Source organism: Amycolatopsis sp. NBC_00355 (genome assembly GCF_036104975.1).
In the GTDB taxonomy this organism is placed as follows: Bacteria; Actinomycetota; Actinomycetes; order Mycobacteriales; family Pseudonocardiaceae; genus Amycolatopsis.
Genome location: NZ_CP107982.1, coordinates 10260370 through 10276040, shown reverse-complemented (window position 1 = coordinate 10276040; position 15671 = coordinate 10260370). Strand labels below are relative to the sequence as shown.

Below are 15671 nucleotides of genomic sequence, written 5' to 3'. Positions count from 1 at the left end.
GCCCCGGTCGAGATCACCGCCCCGAAGGGCGACCCCCGGCCCGTCCCGGGTGGTGCCGCGCTCGAGGTCGTCGTCCGGGCGCCCCCGACCGGATCCGCCGGGTGGTCGTCGACATCGCGCACTGAAAGGACGTCATGGACCGGCTCAGCCCGCTCGACGCCGCCTTCCTCGAAATCGAGGACGAGGACCCCCACGCGTCGCTCGCCATCGCCTCGGTGGCCGTCGTCGAGGGGCCCGCACCCACGCAGGAGGAGTTCGTCGCCGCCGTCACCGGCCGGCTGGACGCGATCCCGCGCTACCACCAGAAGATCCGCACGGTCCCGTTCGACCTCGGGGCGCCGGTCTGGGTGGACGACCCGGCCTTCGACCCCGCCGCGCACTTCGGCCGGATCGCCCTCCCGCCACCGCACGACGAAGCGGCCCTCTGCGACCTCGTCGCGCTGCTCATGGGCGAACGCCTCGAGCGTGACCGGCCGCTGTGGGAGTTCTGGGTCGTCGAAGGACTGCCGGACGGCCGCTGGGCGATCCTGTCCAAGGTGCACCACGCGCTGGCGGACGGGCTGGCGGCGACCGAGCTGCAGACCATCCTGTTCGGGGACCTGCCCGCCGGGCCGCCGGCTCCGTTCGAAGAAGCCGTCGACCCCGGTGCCGCGAAGCTGCTGCTCGGCTCGGTCGGCACGCTGCTCCGGACCCCGTGGGACCAGGCCGGCCTGCTGGCGAAGCAGCTGCTGCACCCGAACGTGCTGGCCCGCCGCGTGAGCGACGCCGCCCGCGGGCTCGCCGCCCTGACCTCGGCCCTCATGCCCGCCTCCTCGACGCCGCTGACCGGGCCGCTCGGCCACGACCGCCGCTACTCGATCGCGTCGGTCGCGCTGACCGACGTCAAGACGTCGGCCGTCGGGTTCGGCGTCACGGTGAACGACGTGCTGCTCGCCGCGATCACCGGCGGGTACCGGGAACTGCTGCTGCACCGCGGCGAGGTCCCCGCCGCGGACAGCGTGCGGACGCTGGTGCCCGTGTCGGTGCGCACCGGGTCCACAGTGGACAACGAGGTGTCGCTGCTGCTGCCGTTGCTGCCGGTCGACGTCCCCGATCCGGTGCAGCGGCTGGTCCGCGTGCATGAACGGCTCGTCGCCCTCAAGGAGGGCAAGGAGGCCGACGCGGGCGCCTTGCTCACCGCGTCGGCCGCGCACGAGCCGTTCGCGCCGATCGCCTGGGCGATCCGGGCCGCCGCGCACCTGCCGCAGCGCAACGTCGTCACCGTGACGACGAACGTCCGCGGCCCGTCCGCGCCGCTTTCCGTGCTGGGCCGGGAGATCGTCGCGATGTACCCCTACGTCCCGATCGCGCTGCGGGTGCGGACCGGCGTGGCGATGCTCAGCTACGCCGGCCGGCTGTCGTTCGGGATCACCGCCGACGCGGACACCGTCCCGGAGACCGGGTTCTTGGCCAAGGCGATCGAGCGGGAAGTCCTGACACTGCGCGACGCGGTGAAGTGAACCGGCTCACCGGGCCGCCGCGAACTCCGCGGCGAGCCCGGCGACCAGAGCGTCCGGGTCGGGGATCAGCTTGCGATCGGTGCCGAACCCGAAGCGCACCTGACCGGCGTAGCTGAATATGCAGATCGTGATGGCCTGGCGCCCGCTGCAGGGCGCCCAGCCGACGATGCCCTCGACCGGCGCGCCGGCCAGGGTCATCGCCGCGCGCGGGCCGGGCACGTTGGTGAGCACCCCGACGCCCTTCCCCGCGAAGTACCGGCTCATGGCCCGGCCCAGCGGCGCCGGGCTCTGCGCGATGACGTACTGCACGCCGAAGGTCAGCACGGGTTCGTAGGAGTCGCGGATCCGGGCGACGCGGCGGTGCACCTCGGCCAGGCGCTCGGCGAAGCTCCGGCGCCCGAGGGGCAGCTGGGCCAGCACGAGCGAAAAGTGGTTGCCGAGGTCGGCGGGCAGCTCGTCGTCGAAGGACGACAGGCTGACCGGGATGAGCCAGCCGAGGTCGGACGGCTCGGGGCGCGTGGTGCCGTGCGACGCGAAGTACCGGTCGAGCGCGCCGGCCACGAGCGCGGTGCAGACGTCGTTGACGGTCGTGCCGGTCTCGTGGCCGATCCGGGCGAGGTCGGCGAGCGGGACGGGGTCGCCCCAAGCGGCGGTCTTCTCGACGCCGGGTTCGCCGTCCCACAGCCCGGTCGCGCTCGAAGGTCCCACCAGGTCGCCGACGCCGGTGGCGCTGTGCCAGACGGTCGTGGCGGCGCCGGCGAGGCGCTGCGAGTGGGCGACCATCTGATCCAGGTCACCGCGCAGACCGACCCCGCCGAGCTGCCCTGGGGTGAGTACGGCGTCGACGTCGTGGTCGAGTCGACCGGCAAGTTCCGCACCCGCGAGGCCGCCGGCGCGCACCTGGCCGCGGGCGCCAGGAAGGTCGTGATCTCCGCGCCCGGCAAGGGCGTCGACGCGACGATCGTGCTCGGGGTCAACGAGGACACCTACGACCCCGCGAAGCACCACATCGTCTCGAACGCCTCGTGCACCACCAACTGCGTCGCGCCGATGGTGAAGGTGCTGCACGCGACGTTCGGTATCCGCCGCGGCATGCTCACCACGATCCACAGCTACACCGGCGACCAGGCGCTGCTCGACCGGCCGCACAAGGACCCGCGCCGCGCGCGGTCCGCCGCGGTCAACGTGGTGCCCACCAGCACCGGCGCGGCGAAGGCGATCGGGCTGGTGCTGCCGGAACTGGCCGGCAAGCTCGACGGGGTCGCCGTCCGCGTTCCGGTCGAGGACGGCTCCTTGACCGACCTCACGGTGGAGCTGGAGCGCCCGGTGACGGCCGAGCAGGTCAACCACGCGTTCGCCGAGGCGGCCGACGGGGATCTCAAGGGAATCCTGCGCTACAGCGAAGGTCCCTTGGTCTCCCGCGACATCATCGGGGACCCCGCGTCGTGCGTGTTCGACGCGCCCCTGACGAAGGCCGACTCGCACCTGGCGAAGGTCTTCGGCTGGTACGACAACGAATGGGGCTACGCCGCCCGCACGGTCGAGCTCGTCGAGCTGATCGGTCGTTCCCTGACGTGACCGGGAGCCCGTGCCTCGGGTGCCCGCCGGTGACCGAGCCCGGCGGGCACTCGTGCCTCAGCACGGCGAAGCGAACCGCCGGGAGGCTCCCGCGGGAGGAGGAGCGCACATGACCCACCGCGAATGGCGTGACGTGCCGTCGTCGCGACGCGCCGCGATCGCCGTCGCGGGTACCGTCCAGGTCGCGCTCGCCGCGAGTGCGTGGTGGGACTTGAGCCGACGGCCCGCCGATCAGGTCCGCGGGCCGAAGTGGTTGTGGTCCTTGGCGATCGCGGTGAACTTCGCCGGCCCGATCGCCTACTTCACCGCCGGCCGCGTGCCGCCGCGCGCGACCGACGCCGGGCAAAGCGGGCAGGACATCTCGCCGGACGCCACCGCGATCGCGTCCGCGCTCGCCGGGGTGCCGTCGACGCCGGCGGCGGCTCGCCTTTGGTGGTGTGCGGGCGGTTCTGGGCAACCGTGCTCTCCGCGGGTGACCGTCGACTGCCCGGCTTTTCCGGGCGGAGCACGCCTTCGGAGTCGGGCCCGCGCGCCCCGGCCGGTTCGTGACGCTCTTCGAAGCTCCTGCCGGCGTGCGCGGTAGGCCACCGGCAGTTCTTCCGAGGCGCGCACCACGCCTGAACCCGCAGCGACGCGGCGGCACGCGCGCCCAGCGGACCGCCGTCCACGCCGCGGCCCCGCGAGCGCCCGTCTCCGGTGGGGTGACTTTCCGCCCGGTCCCGTGAACGGGCGCCCAAGGACCTTCCGGCCGGGGACCTTCGGCCCCAGAAACCGTTGCGGCACCGGCACAGACTGCTCCCAACACACAAAGAACGGAGCTTTCCCATGTCCATCAAGCCGCAAGAGAACACCGGTCCCGTCCAGCGGTCCACCGAACCGGCGCCGATCCCCGATTTCGTCGCCGGGTCCCCGGTCGCCGGAAAGATCCTGGCCGTCCTGCGGATCGTCACCGGGTTCGTGTTCCTGTGGGCGTTCCTCGACAAGCTGTTCGGACTGGGTTACGCGACCCCGTCGAAGGGCGCCTGGATCAGCGGCGGCTCCCCCACCAAGGGCTTCCTGAGCAGCGTGCACGTCGGCCCGTTCGAGTCCGTGTTCCACGCCTGGGCCGGCACCTGGTGGGCCGACACGCTGTTCATGCTCGGCCTGGCCGGCGTCGGGATCGCCGTGATCGCGGGTGTCGGGCTGCGCCTCAGCGCCATCGCCGGCTCGCTCATGATGCTGATGATGTGGGCCGCCGAATGGCCGTTCGCCCAGAGCATGAGCACCGGCGAGGCGACGCACTCCACCAACCCGATCATCGACTACCACATCATCTACGCGCTGATCCTCATCCTGGTGGCCGCCGCGGCCGGCGGACACACCTGGGGCCTCGGCCGCAGGTGGGCCGAGCTCACCGGCGACCGCAAGTGGCTGCGCTGATCCCCGCGTCCCCGGGCGCCCGCCAACCGGCGGGCGCCTTTCGCGCTGTCCGAAACAACTCGAGGAGAAACCGATGAAGGCACTCGTCTACGACGGTCCCGGCCGGCGCAGCTGGACCGACCACGCCGACCCCGGAATCACCGCGCCGACCGACGCGATCGTCCGGATCGACGCCGTCACCATCTGCGGCACCGACCTGCACATCCTCAAGGGTGACGTGCCCACCGTGGACCGCGGCCGGGTCCTCGGCCACGAGGCGGTCGGCACGATCGTCGAAGCCGGTTCCGCCGTGACCACCGTGAAGCCCGGCGACCGGGTGCTGGTCTCGTGCATCAGCGCCTGCGGCCGGTGTGAGTACTGCCGCGTCGCGGCCTACGGCCAGTGCCTCGGTGGCGGCGGCTGGATCCTCGGCCACCGGATCGACGGCGTGCAGGCCGAGTTCGCGCGGATCCCGTTCGCCGACACCTCGACCTACGTGCTGCCGGCCGGGGTGAGCGACGAGTCGGCGCTGATGCTGGCCGACATCATGCCGACGTCGTTCGAGGTCGGCGTGCGCAACGGCACGGTCAAGCCGGGTGACACCGTCGCGATCGTCGGGGCCGGGCCGATCGGGCTGGCCGCGATCACCAGCGCGCAGTTGTTCAGCCCGAGCTCGATCATCGTGGTGGACAAGGAACCCGCCCGCCTGGACGCCGCGAAGTCGTTCGGCGCGGACGTGCTCGTCCAGCCCGGCGAAGCCGCCACCGCGGTCGCCGAGGCCACTGGCGGCCTCGGTGCGGACGTCGTGATCGAGGCGGTCGGCATCCCGGAGACCTTCGAGCTGTGCACAGAACTTGTCCGGCCGGGCGGGCACGTCGCCAACGTCGGCGTGCACGGCGCGCCGGCGACGCTGCACCTCGAGGACCTGTGGATCCGCAACGTCACGATCACCACCGGCCTGGTGGACACCTCCAGCACACCGATGCTGCTGCGGATGCTCGCCGCCGGGCGGCTGGACCCGAGCCGGTTCATCACCCACCGGTTCGGCCTCGACGAGATGGACGAGGCCTACGACGTCTTCGCCCACCCGCAGGACAGCAACGCCCTGAAGGTCGCCCTGTTCCGCTCCTGAGCGACGACGAAGCGGCCACTGTCCGGATCGGACAGTGGCCGCTTCTTCTTACCGGGGTTCAGTTGTGCGGCTTGTGCTTGCTCAGCACGCCCACCTGCCCCGGCGGGACCGGGGAGACCCCGCGGTCGTCGAGGCGGGCGGTGAGGGTCCGGCGCACCTCGACGACGCCGTCGACCCGGCGGATCAGGGCCACGAGCACCGGGATCATGGATTCCCGCTCGACGGCGCCGTTGAGCGTCACGATGCCGTTGTGCACGGCGACGTAGAGCGAAGCCGGGTCCATGGCCATCTCCCGCAGGATGACCTCGTCACGGACCTCGTCCCGAATCTCCCGGTCGGTGCGCAGGAACACCCGGAGCAGGTCGGACCGCGACACGACGCCGACGAGCACGCCGTCTCCGTCGACCACGGGCAGGCGGTGGAAGTGGTGCTCCTCCAGCAGTTTGGCGGCCACGACGACGTCGTCGCCGGCGTGCACGACGACCGCGGGCGCGGTCATCAGGTCGGCGGCGAACACCGCGTCCGCCTTGTGCTTGGCCTGCCGGGAAGCCAGCCGGCCGTGCGGGGCCTCGTGCTGCAGCAGGTCACCCTGGGACACCACGCCGAGCACGCGCCGGTCTTCGTCGACCACCGGTGCCCCGCTGATGTTCCACGACGCCAGCTGGACGGCGATGGCCTTGAACGGGGTGTCCGGGGCGACGGTGAGGACGTCGGCCTTCATGACCCCGCCTACCTTGCGACGGCTCGGCATCTGGATCTCCTTCACAGCAGCGGTCCCGGGTAGTAGGTGCCTTCCAGGTCAGCGGGGACCTTTTCGTGGGCCTTCTCGGGCTCCGGGACGGTGCGCGCCGGGATGACGACGACCGGGCAGCTCGCCTCGCGCAGGCAGTGCTCGGCGACCGAGCCGACGAGCATGGTCAGCAGGCGGCCGCGGCCGTGGCTGCCGAGCACGATCATCGCGGCGGTCCGCGAGGCGTCCTCGAGCGCGACCGTCGGCGAGTGCTCGACCAGCCGGCCCTCGATCTCCACCTGCGGCTTGTCCCGCTTCACCTGCGCGATGACGTCGTCGAGTTCGCGCCGCTGGATCCCTTCGGCCGCCTGCGGTGTGCCCGCGACGGCCGCGCCGAGGTCGTAGACCGGCTCGAACGTCCACGCCCGCAGCGCGACGACCCGGCGGCCGCTCGTGGCGGCCTCGTCGACCGCCCAGCGCAGGGCGGCGACGCTGACCGCCGAATGGTCGACGCCGACGACGATGTCGCGTCCGCGTTCCGTGGTCATGGTGATCACCTTCTCCTCATCTTCACGAGTGGGTCTTGCGGTCTTGTTCCTGGAACCACTCCTGCTGCCAGCGGGCGAGGCGGAAGCGGTCGAGGGTGCGCGCGGTCAGGTAGCAGGCCAGGGCGAGCAGGCCGGCGGCGCCGAGCCACAGGCCGAGCGCGCTCACGACCGCCTCGATGACGACCGCGGCGCCGGTCAGCGGCGGCCGGCTCGGGTTCCCGTTCCCGTCCACCCAGACGGGAAGCCGGTCGCCTTTCACCGCGCCCTGGTCGGCGACGACCTTGCCGGCGCGGGAGGTGCCGTCGGCGAGCGTCCAGGTCGCGTCCGCCGGCTCGCCGCTGCCGGCGACGCCGCTGCGGGTGTTCGCCTTGAGCGCCGGCCCGTCGGCGAGCAGCGTCGCGACGACCTGGGTGCGGGTCCGGAGCTGCTCGGCGGACTGCTGTTGCTGCCGCACGTAGGTTTCCGAACCGAAACTGGCGGCGAAAGGCAGCACGGCGAGCGCCAGCACGACGGCGACGGCCAGCAGGGCGCCCTGGACCCGGTCCGAGGGGCGCGCCACCGAACCGCGGCGGGGCAGGACGGTGTGCCACATCCTCGCGATGCGGTTCGACGACGTGTCCATGACTTTCGCCTTTCGGGACCGGGGAACGTTGCCGGTTTCCAGGATCGGCTTTCGCGGGGTCCGCTCGAAGAGGCGTAGGACCCCGGAGCGCGGGGACCGGTACGCCCCGATCACGAGGCCCTCCGATGGCCGGGTGAGGACTTAGGACCCTGTCCCCGCGCGGCGTCCGGGCCGCATCGTCGGAGTTCCGCGACCGGACAGGAGAACACCATGCGCGCCCGCGACATCATGACCACCCGCACCGTCGCCGTAACGCCCTCGGCGACCCTCGAAGAAGCCGCCGAAGTGATGGCGGGACGCGGGTTCACGACGCTGCCGGTCATCGACGGCGACGGCAGGCTGCTCGGTCTGCTGTCCGAAGTGGACATCCTGTGCGCGACCCGCGGCCCGGCCGACCCGGACAGCGGTGTGCTGCTCGACCGGCAGGTGCGCACGGCCGGCGCGGCGATGCGCACGCCGGGTGTCGGGGCGCACCCCGACGCCGAGGTGGCCGCGCTCGCCCGCCGGATGGCCGGCGCGGGCGTGCGGTCGCTGCCCGTGCTGGTGGAGGGCCGGGTGGTCGGCATGGTCACCTTCCAGGACGCGCTCCGGAGTCTGGGCGACACCGAACCGGGCTGACGTCCGCCGCGGCCGGCCGGGTCCGCGGACCCGGCCGGTCAGTTCGCCGTGACGTCCGGTGCGGTGCGGTGGGTCAGCACGTCGGTGACCGCGCGCCGGGCCGTCAGCCTCGTCGGGTAGCCGTAGCCGATGCGCAGCAACGTGTGCGGCTGCCCCAGGCCCGTGAAGATGTGGTCCAGGGACTCACGGGTCCACGCCGTCTCGAACGGCTGCGACAGGAACGACGCGGCGAGGCCCTCGGCCGTCGCGGTGAGCAGCACCCGCTGCATCGCCATCCCGGCGCGGACCTCCGCGTGCGGCCCCCGGTCGCGGGTGAGTACCGCGGCGAGAAGCGGTTCCTGCTCGTATTCGCGAACCGGCAGGTCTTCGTCTTCGTGCGACGCGCGCAACGTGACCACGCCGTGGTGGTCCGGGGGCGGGCCGGCCGCCACCTTCGGCACCCCGTCGGGGCTCTCCGGTGGTCGGTGGGTCCAGAACGCCGCCTCCGCCTGGAACGCCGAGTCACCGGCCTGCAGCGCCTCGGCCTGCCGGACCAGCGACGCCACCGTCGAGTACCGGCCCGACGCGTCGAGGTACTCGACCTGCCCGCCCTCCTGCAGTGCCGCGGACTTCAGCGCGGCGCGCACCACGGGCGGCACGTCCTTGTCCAGGAACGGGCGCCGGTTGGTGTGCCGGCGGAACACCGCCTCCGCGAGCTGGCGTTCGGCCCGGAGGGCCTTCTGGTTGCCGTCGAGGCGGATGACGGCCACCAGGTCCGGCTCGGCCGGGTCGGGCAGCATCCGCACCACCACCGCGAGGCCGTTGGACCGCAGGCTGATGACGAGGTTGAACGCGGCCGCGCCGCACGCCAGCCGGGCTTCCCGCCCGTGCGCGTCGGCGATCGGCAGGACGCGCTCCCGGTCCAGCCAGACCTCGATCACGTCCCCTTCCACGACGAACCGCCACGGCTGGGTGTTGTGCGGGGACGGCGCGCGCACGGCCGCGGCGAGGGCCTGGTCGAACACGGTCGGAAGGGGTCGGCTCATCGGTGGCTCCGGGCTCTGGAGGGTGACGATCCCCTTCAGCATCACCGCGCGACCGGCGCCGGGACGACGGTCGCGCGTCACGAGCCGGGGTGACCAAAGACCCTCGGTCAGAGCGGCACGCGTTCGCCGTCGGCGGGCACGACCGCGCACCAGCCCGCCTCGGCGTGCAACGCCTTCGCCGTCACGAGGGCCGTGTCGGGCTCGCCCTCGACGAGAACACGGTCTCGGGCGGCGCCCCGGCGGTGGCCCAGTCCCGGACCGCGGCCTCGTCCGCGTACTCGCCGAAGTCCGCGAAGTGGGTGATCTCGGCGCGTACCGGCACGTACCGGCCGCGGATCTTCACGTGCCGTTGCCCGTCCGCGAGCTCCGCCGATCGCGTGCCGGGCAGCCGCTGCCCGGCCACGACGACGGCGTTGCGCGCGTCGGGCAGGAGCCGGGCGAGGTGGTCCAGCACCCGTCCCGGCCCGGCCGTCTCGGGCCCGGCCAGGACGATCGACGGGCCGTCGTCCCACCAGCCGGCGTCGTCCCGCCGCGGGTGGACGAAGAGGTCCTCGGGCAGGCGCAGGGACCGGGGCCCGGGCTGTTCGTAAGCGGCAACGGCCTGCAGCCCGGCCGGGCCATCCATCTTCGGGGACGCCGTCGCCGGTCACGCTCGTGTGAGCCGTCCACACCGCCGGCTCCCGCTGGTAGCCGCGGTCTTCGCGGAGCACGCGGGTGGCCGAAGCCGAGCAGCCCGGCGAGCTTGGCCAGGTGCGCGGGCGCCACCACGTGCACCCGGTCGTCTCCCCGGCCGCGACCAGCGCGGCGCGGACGCCGGCGGCACGCGGCCGGGGAAGAAGGCGTGCCGGTGACTGCGGCGGCGGCCGATCGCGTGATACAGCGCGAAGTCCCGCGCGGAGACCGCGAGGTTGGTGAGCGCGGCGCCGCAGGACAGCAGCCGGTCCCGGCCGAACGGATCGTGCCGGCGCAGCGCGACGTCCCGGCGCTCGAGCAGATCCACCTCGGTCCCGTGGACGAGCAGCTGCCACGGCTGGCTGTTGTGCACCGAAGGCGCGCGGCTCACGGCGTGGGCGAGCGCGCCGATCTGCTCGGACGTCAGTGCTGCCGGTGCTGTGGCGGTCATCGCGGTCACTCCCGGGCGCGGAGTCGGGCGCTCCGCTCCAGTCATGGTCGCCGCGTCCCCGGACGTGGCACCGGAGCACAAAGTCCCTTGCTCCGGCGGAATTCGTCCCCTACCGATGCCCGGCCGTCGGTCGCACGATCGGGGGAACGTTCAAGAGAAAGAAGGAAGCCATGGTTGCGCCCACAGGTCGTGTCCTCGTCGTCGGCACGGACGCCTCGCCCCGCGGCGACGCGGCCCTGAGGTGGGCCCTGGAGGTGGGCGCGCACGCCGGCGACGTCGTCCGCGCGATCCTCGTCCGCCCCCGCGACGCGCTGCTGCCGGGAGCGTCGTTCACGATCCAGCCGCACGGCCGCGTCCCGTCGCGCGACTTCTCCCTGGAGGACCACGTCGCCGGCCTGGGTGTGACGTCCGAGGCCACGGTGGAGACCCGCACGGTCCACGGCGACCCGGCGACGGAACTGGTGACGGCGTCCGCGGACGCCGACCTGGTGGTGCTGGGCACCCACCGCGGCGGCGCGGTGTCGGACCTGGTGCTGGGGAGCGTCGGACGGGAGTGCGTCAGGTTTTCCCGCTGCCCGGTGGTGGTCATCACCCCGGAGGCGGCGAACCGTCTCGCCTCGGTCTGAGTCCGCCGGGGCCGGTCGTGGGTGTTCAAGAGGGTCAGGGCGGATGTGGTCCGGTCACCTCGACAACCGGACCACATCACTGGCTGCGGGCCGGCGTGTCACGGCCCGGTGTAGGAGACCGAGAACGAGTTGCCGCCGGAGGGATCGGAGGGCGTCGAGTAGGCGACGCCGTTCTGCACCAGCGTGATCTTGTCGTTCGCGGTGAGGCCGGGGTTGGCGCCGTTGGCCGTGGCGCCGGTGAAGCTGAACGTCGTGAACGGCGGCGGCGGGCCCACGGCACCGTTGACCGTGGGCGTTTCCTCGATCCACTCCACCGACGCGTCCGGGCCGGCGTAGTCGAGGGCGCCGCGGAAGGCTTCGCCGGTGGTGTCGTCGGTGAGCGTGATGCGCCAGGCGGTGCTGGTGTGGCTCTTGGTCAGCGTGGCGGTCATCGCGTCGCCGCCGTGGATCGTCAGCGGAAGCCGGGATTCGGCGGCCGGGAGGATCTCCCACCAAGCGTGGTAGGTCGCCCGGCCGTTCTCGACGTAGGCCGCGGTACCGGTTTGCAGCAGGTTCGCATTGGCGAACCCGTCGATGCCGACCCACTGCGACGAGTAGTGGTTTCCGGAACCGGAGACCGTCGGCACGGTCCAGTGCCCGGTCATGGCGGTGTAGGTCCCGGTGAGCGCGTACCCGGACCAGTTCGTGGACGTGGACGCGTTGTGGGCGTGCGCGAAGGTGGCGTTCGCGACACCTCCGGCGGCCGGAGCCACGGCGAACGCGACACCGGCCGCGGCGACCGCCACGGCCGCGAAAGCACGCAGGACTTTGCTGGACATCGGACCGTCTCCCCCTGGTTCCCGCCTCTCGGCGGCTCTGGTGACGGGACCATCGTGATACCGGCCGTCGACAATCCGTCGACAGTGCCGCCGTCACCGCCGACCGGGACGTCGCCGGCCCTGGAAACCTCCTGAACACTCACGCCCCGGCCCCGGCGTCCTGCGTTTCAGCCCCGGCGGGTGGCCCGGCGGAACAGTTCGTCCGCGCCCCACACCAACACCGGCATCGGCAGCATCAGCGCGATCACCCTGGCCGGCAACGCGGCCGTGCCGAACATGTCCTGCAGCGGCGGCAAGTAGATCAATGCCGCCGCGAAGACCAGCTCGAACGCGATTCCCCCCAGCAGCAGACGGTTTGTCGTCAAGCCCACCGCTCGCAGCGAGACGCGCTCGGTGCGGGACGCGAACGCCGTACCGATCTGGCAGAACACGATCGCCGCGAAGCTCGCCGTCGTCGCCTGGAGGTAGGCGTGGTGCAAGGGCGCTCCCGCCGTGACGTCCGCGCCCGCGTGCCAGCCCGCCGCGTACAGCACCGCGAAGAACGCGCCCAGCACCAGGATCCCCGACAGCAGGCCCATGATCCCCCACGCGCGCAGCAGCATCCGGCCCGTGACCACGCCCTCCGACCGGCGACGCGGGCCGCGGGCCATCAGGCCGGGCTCCGCCGGTTCGCGGCCCAGCGCCAGCGCCGGCAGCGTCTCCGTGCCGAGGTCGATGGCCAGGATCTGCAGCACCGTCAGCGGCAGCGGGATCATCCCGCCGGACACCGCGAACAGCAGGAACGGCAGCACTTCCGGCACCGCGTGCGCGAAGATGTAGAGCACGAACTTGCGGACGTTGTCGAAGACCCGCCGCCCCTCGCGCACGCCGGCGACGATCGTCGCGAAGTTGTCGTCGGTGAGCACCACGGTCGCCGCTTCCTTCGCGACGTCCGTGCCGCCGACGCCCATCGCCACGCCGATGTCGGCCCGGCGCAGGGCCGGCGCGTCGTTGACGCCGTCGCCGGTCATCGCCACGACCTCGCCGCAGTCGCGCAGCGCGTCGGCGATGCGCAGCTTGTCCTCCGGTGCCGCGCGGGCGAACACGATCTCGCCGCCGGCTTTGAGCGCCTCGTCGAGGGCCGGTTCCGGCATCCGGGCCAGCTCGTCGCCGCTGATCACGCGGTCGGCGCCGATCCCGACGCGGCGGGCGATCTCCGCCGCGGTCCGGCCGTTGTCGCCGGTCACGACGTGGACGGTGATCCCCGCCGAATGGCAGTTCGCGACGGCGGCGGCGACCTCGGGACGCGGCGGGTCGACGAGCCCCACCAGACCCAGCAGGCACAGATCCGACTCGGCTTCCTCGCGGCTCCCGGGCACCGCGGACACGCCGCGGCGGGCGACAGCCAGCACCCGCAGGGCCCGGCCCGCCATCTCGTCGACGCGCTCGACGAGCCGCTCCCGCAGCGCGGGCGTCAGCGGGACCTCGGCGCCGGACACGTCCAGCACCGACTCGCACCGCGGTAGGACCTGTTCGGGCGCGCCCTTGGTGGCCACGAACAGGGATCCACCGACGGAGTCCACAGTGGACATCCGTTTGAGCCGGGGGTCGAACGAGTACAGGGTTCTCCGTCCGGCCTCCCGGGCGGGAGGGTCGAGCGCGGCGCCGTGGCCGGCCGCGTAGCCCAGCAACGCCAGCTCGGTCGGATCGCCGCTCTCCGAAGAGAGATCCGCGGTGCTGCACCGGGCGAGCGACGCGGCCAGCACACGCGCGTCGTCCGCGGGAGAGCCCAGCCCGTCCCGGACCTCCTCGACGTGCATCGCGTTGCGGGTCAGGGTCCCGGTCTTGTCGGTGCAGATCACCGTCGTCGAGCCCAGCGTCTCGACCGCCGAGAGCCGCTTGACGAGCGCGCCTTCCTTGGCCATCGACCGCACCCCGGCGGCCAGCGCCAGGGTGATCGTCGGCAGCAGCCCCTCGGGGACGTTCGCCACGAGCAGGCCGATCGCGAACACGAACGCGGCCGACCACGACAGCCCGGCGAGCCAGCCCAGCGGCAGGAACCCGATGCCGACCACGACGGCGACCCCGGCGATCAGCCACGCGACGCGCCGCACCTGCCGCTCCAGCGGGCTCTCCTCCCGGCCCACCCGGGCCGACAGCGACGCGATCCGGCCGATCTCGGTGTGCCGCCCGGTGGCGTGCACGACCGCGTGCGCGGCGCCGGCGACGCACACCGTGCCGCTGAACACGAGCACGGGTGACTCGAGTGGCCGGGAAGCGTCGTCGGGGACGTCGGCCATCCGCGTCACCGGCGCCGACTCCCCCGTCAGCATCGAGGCGTCGACGTCGAGGGTGCCCTCCACCAGCCGGGCGTCGGCCGGGACACGGTCGCCCTCGGCCAGGACCAGGACGTCCCCGGGGACGATCTCGGTCGCGGGCACGTGCCAGACGCTGCTGTCGCGCAGCACCGAGGCACGGTCGGGCAGGTAGCGGCCGAGCGCTTCGACGGCCTTCTCCGCCTGCTGCTTCTGGACGAACGCCAGCACGCCGTTGAGCAGGATGACGCCGACGATGGCGATCGCGAGGTTGGTCGTCCCGGCGAACCAGGCGAGCCCGGCCGCGACCCACAGCAGCAGCGCGAGCGGGTGGATCAGCTGCCGCAGCAGGGCCAGCGGCCAGGTTGCCCCGCGGTGGGACGGCAGCGCGTTGGGACCGCTCACCTGGAGACGGCGAGCGGCTTCGCGGGCGCTCAGGCCGGTGACGCCCGTGCGCAGGTCCCGCAGCAGCAGGGCGACGGGCTCGCGCGCGTCGACCTCCGGCGCCGCGTCGGCCTCGGGCTTCGCTCGCAGGTGCATGGTCATCGTCAGGAGTTCCTTCGCTTCGGGGTGGCGAGGCCGGCCAGGAGCACGGCTTGCGGGACGCCGGGCAGCAACGCCTCCGCGGCGTACCGGGCCCGCTCCGCGGGCGCCCAGATCGGCAGCACCCGGGAGGAGAAACCGCGGGTGGCCGCGGCGAGCCGGGTCGAGTGCAGTGCGGCGCCGGCCAGGATGTGGTGCCGGCGGTTGTCGCCGGGCGTGGTGACCAGCAACGACGAGTGCCCGGTGACGTCGGCGCCGAGGTGCGCGAGCGTCGGCGCCCAGTCCGGGCGGACGATCCGCACGGCCGTGTCCGGCCAGAAGTCGTCCGCGGCCAGCGTGCCCAGGACGGCGAGGCTGACCGGCTGCAGCTTCACGCCGTGGCCGGGCTCACCGAGCTTGCGCAGCGCGTCGTACCGCGCCCATTCGCTGTCCGACGCGCTGTGCGCGTCACCGACCCGGACGACGGCCGCGACGTCGGGCCGGTCCGGGTCTTGCGGGAAGGACACCTCCGGCTCGAGGCCCAGCACCCGCAGGACGGTCCAGATCGTCGACAGGGCCGCACCGCATTCGAGGAGGGCGGCCGTCCCCGCCCGCTCGCGCCGGGCGGGCGGCTCGGTCAGCAGGACCGCGTCCGGCCGGACCTCGGCGACGCAGCGGTTCGGGCCCAGCCGCATCAGCGCGTCGGCGAGCACGGCTCTCGACGACCGTTCCCAGCGGAACCCCACGGAGGTCATCGGCCGACGTGTCTCGAGGCGGCCCGGCAGGTGGCGAGCAACCCCTCGACGTCGATCACGGTGACCCGGTTTTCGAGCCCGTCCGGGATCTCCGCCTTCACGTCGGGGTCCGGCGAGACCAGCGCGATCGGCACGTGGTCACGGATCGCGCAGACCACACCGTACTCGCGAGCGGTCAGCTCCGGGCCCCGGCCGCGGACGTCGACGACCATGTCCGGCTGGGCGAAGGACTCGTCGAGCGGGCAGCTGCAGCCCGGCGCGAGGGCCCGGCAGAGCCCGGCGCGGCTGTGGCACCGGCTGACCAGGCAGCCGGTGTCGCGCAGGGGCTGGACGAGGAAATCGGCGTCTCCGAACGAAGCTTCGGTCAGGAGGACGTGCATGGC

The 15671-nt window shown here is 73.0% G+C and carries 17 protein-coding genes and 1 pseudogene; 7 read left to right on the top strand and 11 right to left on the bottom strand.

Annotated elements, in window-relative coordinates:
• Positions 1 to 134: 134 nt before the first annotated feature.
• Positions 135 to 1499 carry a wax ester/triacylglycerol synthase family O-acyltransferase gene (locus tag OHS18_RS47530; RefSeq protein ID WP_328615276.1) on the top strand — a complete coding sequence of 455 codons (1365 nt, stop codon included), beginning with the start codon at positions 135 to 137 and terminating at the stop codon, positions 1497 to 1499.
• 6 nt (positions 1500 to 1505) lie between these two features.
• Here OHS18_RS47530 and OHS18_RS47525 read toward each other — a convergent pair whose 3' ends face one another.
• A complete protein-coding gene (locus OHS18_RS47525; RefSeq protein ID WP_328615275.1) occupies positions 1506 to 2282 on the bottom strand; it encodes a WS/DGAT domain-containing protein in 777 nt (258 codons plus the stop codon).
• Here OHS18_RS47525 and OHS18_RS47520 point away from each other — a divergent pair.
• The 4 genes and pseudogenes from OHS18_RS47520 to OHS18_RS47505 form a co-directional block, all read left to right on the top strand.
• Positions 2226 to 3077: pseudogene (locus OHS18_RS47520) on the top strand (type I glyceraldehyde-3-phosphate dehydrogenase); the annotation flags it as partial. The gene OHS18_RS47525 and the pseudogene OHS18_RS47520 overlap by 57 nt on opposite strands.
• Positions 3078 to 3186: 109 nt before the next feature.
• Positions 3187 to 3660, top strand: coding sequence for a PLD nuclease N-terminal domain-containing protein (locus OHS18_RS47515; RefSeq protein WP_328615273.1), 474 nt, complete (start codon positions 3187 to 3189; stop codon positions 3658 to 3660).
• Between the two features lie 242 nt (positions 3661 to 3902).
• On the top strand, positions 3903 to 4496 hold the full coding sequence (locus OHS18_RS47510) for a DoxX family membrane protein (RefSeq protein ID WP_328615272.1): 594 nt from the start codon (positions 3903 to 3905) through the stop codon (positions 4494 to 4496).
• 73 nt (positions 4497 to 4569) lie between these two features.
• Complete coding sequence (locus OHS18_RS47505) at positions 4570 to 5607, top strand: zinc-dependent alcohol dehydrogenase family protein (protein WP_328615271.1); 1038 nt, start codon at positions 4570 to 4572, stop codon at positions 5605 to 5607.
• 58 nt (positions 5608 to 5665) lie between these two features.
• Here the strand turns inward: OHS18_RS47505 and OHS18_RS47500 are convergent, their stop codons facing one another.
• The 3 genes from OHS18_RS47500 to OHS18_RS47490 are packed head-to-tail and all read right to left on the bottom strand — an operon-like array spanning position 5666 to position 7507.
• Positions 5666 to 6358 (bottom strand): CBS domain-containing protein, encoded by a 693-nt coding sequence (locus OHS18_RS47500; RefSeq protein ID WP_328615270.1) that lies wholly within the window; start codon positions 6356 to 6358, stop codon positions 5666 to 5668.
• Positions 6359 to 6369: 11 nt separating this feature from the next.
• On the bottom strand, positions 6370 to 6885 hold the full coding sequence (locus OHS18_RS47495) for a universal stress protein (protein WP_328457797.1): 516 nt from the start codon (positions 6883 to 6885) through the stop codon (positions 6370 to 6372).
• A 22-nt stretch (positions 6886 to 6907) separates the two neighbouring features.
• The gene (locus OHS18_RS47490) at positions 6908 to 7507 is read right to left on the bottom strand and encodes an Rv1733c family protein (RefSeq protein WP_328615269.1); all 600 of its coding nucleotides are present in this window, start codon (positions 7505 to 7507) and stop codon (positions 6908 to 6910) included.
• A gap of 210 nt (positions 7508 to 7717) precedes the next feature.
• On the opposite strand from OHS18_RS47490, the gene OHS18_RS47485 reads away from it, so the two are divergent.
• Complete coding sequence (locus OHS18_RS47485; protein WP_328457801.1) at positions 7718 to 8125, top strand: CBS domain-containing protein; 408 nt, start codon at positions 7718 to 7720, stop codon at positions 8123 to 8125.
• A 38-nt stretch (positions 8126 to 8163) separates the two neighbouring features.
• On the opposite strand, the gene OHS18_RS47480 is transcribed toward OHS18_RS47485, so the two are convergent.
• The 3 genes from OHS18_RS47480 to OHS18_RS47470 form a co-directional block, all read right to left on the bottom strand.
• Positions 8164 to 9150, bottom strand: a complete 987-nt coding sequence (locus OHS18_RS47480; protein ID WP_328615268.1) for an Acg family FMN-binding oxidoreductase — start codon at positions 9148 to 9150, stop codon at positions 8164 to 8166.
• Between the two features lie 181 nt (positions 9151 to 9331).
• On the bottom strand, positions 9332 to 9775 hold the full coding sequence (locus OHS18_RS47475) for a hypothetical protein (RefSeq protein ID WP_328615267.1): 444 nt from the start codon (positions 9773 to 9775) through the stop codon (positions 9332 to 9334).
• 21 nt (positions 9776 to 9796) lie between these two features.
• The gene (locus OHS18_RS47470; RefSeq protein WP_328615266.1) at positions 9797 to 10273 is read right to left on the bottom strand and encodes a hypothetical protein; all 477 of its coding nucleotides are present in this window, start codon (positions 10271 to 10273) and stop codon (positions 9797 to 9799) included.
• A gap of 170 nt (positions 10274 to 10443) precedes the next feature.
• Here OHS18_RS47470 and OHS18_RS47465 point away from each other — a divergent pair, with 170 nt between their 5' ends.
• Entirely contained in the window at positions 10444 to 10899 is a 456-nt protein-coding gene (locus OHS18_RS47465) for a universal stress protein (RefSeq protein WP_328457807.1), read from the top strand.
• Positions 10900 to 10997: 98 nt separating this feature from the next.
• On the opposite strand, the gene OHS18_RS47460 is transcribed toward OHS18_RS47465, so the two are convergent.
• The 4 genes from OHS18_RS47460 to OHS18_RS47445 all read right to left on the bottom strand — a co-directional run bounded on the left by OHS18_RS47460 (position 10998) and on the right by OHS18_RS47445 (position 15668).
• Complete coding sequence (locus OHS18_RS47460) at positions 10998 to 11717, bottom strand: G1 family glutamic endopeptidase (RefSeq protein ID WP_328615265.1); 720 nt, start codon at positions 11715 to 11717, stop codon at positions 10998 to 11000.
• Between the two features lie 167 nt (positions 11718 to 11884).
• Positions 11885 to 14557 (bottom strand): cation-translocating P-type ATPase, encoded by a 2673-nt coding sequence (locus OHS18_RS47455; protein WP_328615264.1) that lies wholly within the window; start codon positions 14555 to 14557, stop codon positions 11885 to 11887.
• Between the two features lie 2 nt (positions 14558 to 14559).
• The gene (locus OHS18_RS47450; protein WP_328615263.1) at positions 14560 to 15288 is read right to left on the bottom strand and encodes a hypothetical protein; all 729 of its coding nucleotides are present in this window, start codon (positions 15286 to 15288) and stop codon (positions 14560 to 14562) included.
• On the bottom strand, positions 15285 to 15668 hold the full coding sequence (locus OHS18_RS47445) for a hypothetical protein (protein WP_328615262.1): 384 nt from the start codon (positions 15666 to 15668) through the stop codon (positions 15285 to 15287). The genes OHS18_RS47450 and OHS18_RS47445 overlap by 4 nt, the downstream gene beginning before the upstream one ends.
• Positions 15669 to 15671: the final 3 nt, after the last annotated feature.

Bases quoted from the DNA above. Each gene is read 5' to 3' on its own strand.
- OHS18_RS47530 (WP_328615276.1), top strand. From the start codon at position 135: ATGGACCGGCTCAGCCCGCTCGACGCCGCCTTCCTCGAAATCGAGGAC.
- OHS18_RS47525 (WP_328615275.1), bottom strand. From the start codon at position 2,282: ATGGTCGCCCACTCGCAGCGCCTCGCCGGCGCCGCCACGACCGTCTGG.
- OHS18_RS47515 (WP_328615273.1), top strand. From the start codon at position 3,187: ATGACCCACCGCGAATGGCGTGACGTGCCGTCGTCGCGACGCGCCGCG.
- OHS18_RS47510 (WP_328615272.1), top strand. From the start codon at position 3,903: ATGTCCATCAAGCCGCAAGAGAACACCGGTCCCGTCCAGCGGTCCACC.
- OHS18_RS47505 (WP_328615271.1), top strand. From the start codon at position 4,570: ATGAAGGCACTCGTCTACGACGGTCCCGGCCGGCGCAGCTGGACCGAC.
- OHS18_RS47500 (WP_328615270.1), bottom strand. From the start codon at position 6,358: ATGCCGAGCCGTCGCAAGGTAGGCGGGGTCATGAAGGCCGACGTCCTC.
- OHS18_RS47495 (WP_328457797.1), bottom strand. From the start codon at position 6,885: ATGACCACGGAACGCGGACGCGACATCGTCGTCGGCGTCGACCATTCG.
- OHS18_RS47490 (WP_328615269.1), bottom strand. From the start codon at position 7,507: ATGGACACGTCGTCGAACCGCATCGCGAGGATGTGGCACACCGTCCTG.
- OHS18_RS47485 (WP_328457801.1), top strand. From the start codon at position 7,718: ATGCGCGCCCGCGACATCATGACCACCCGCACCGTCGCCGTAACGCCC.
- OHS18_RS47480 (WP_328615268.1), bottom strand. From the start codon at position 9,150: ATGAGCCGACCCCTTCCGACCGTGTTCGACCAGGCCCTCGCCGCGGCC.
- OHS18_RS47475 (WP_328615267.1), bottom strand. From the start codon at position 9,775: ATGGATGGCCCGGCCGGGCTGCAGGCCGTTGCCGCTTACGAACAGCCC.
- OHS18_RS47470 (WP_328615266.1), bottom strand. From the start codon at position 10,273: ATGACCGCCACAGCACCGGCAGCACTGACGTCCGAGCAGATCGGCGCG.
- OHS18_RS47465 (WP_328457807.1), top strand. From the start codon at position 10,444: ATGGTTGCGCCCACAGGTCGTGTCCTCGTCGTCGGCACGGACGCCTCG.
- OHS18_RS47460 (WP_328615265.1), bottom strand. From the start codon at position 11,717: ATGTCCAGCAAAGTCCTGCGTGCTTTCGCGGCCGTGGCGGTCGCCGCG.
- OHS18_RS47455 (WP_328615264.1), bottom strand. From the start codon at position 14,557: ATGACCATGCACCTGCGAGCGAAGCCCGAGGCCGACGCGGCGCCGGAG.
- OHS18_RS47450 (WP_328615263.1), bottom strand. From the start codon at position 15,288: ATGACCTCCGTGGGGTTCCGCTGGGAACGGTCGTCGAGAGCCGTGCTC.
- OHS18_RS47445 (WP_328615262.1), bottom strand. From the start codon at position 15,668: ATGCACGTCCTCCTGACCGAAGCTTCGTTCGGAGACGCCGATTTCCTC.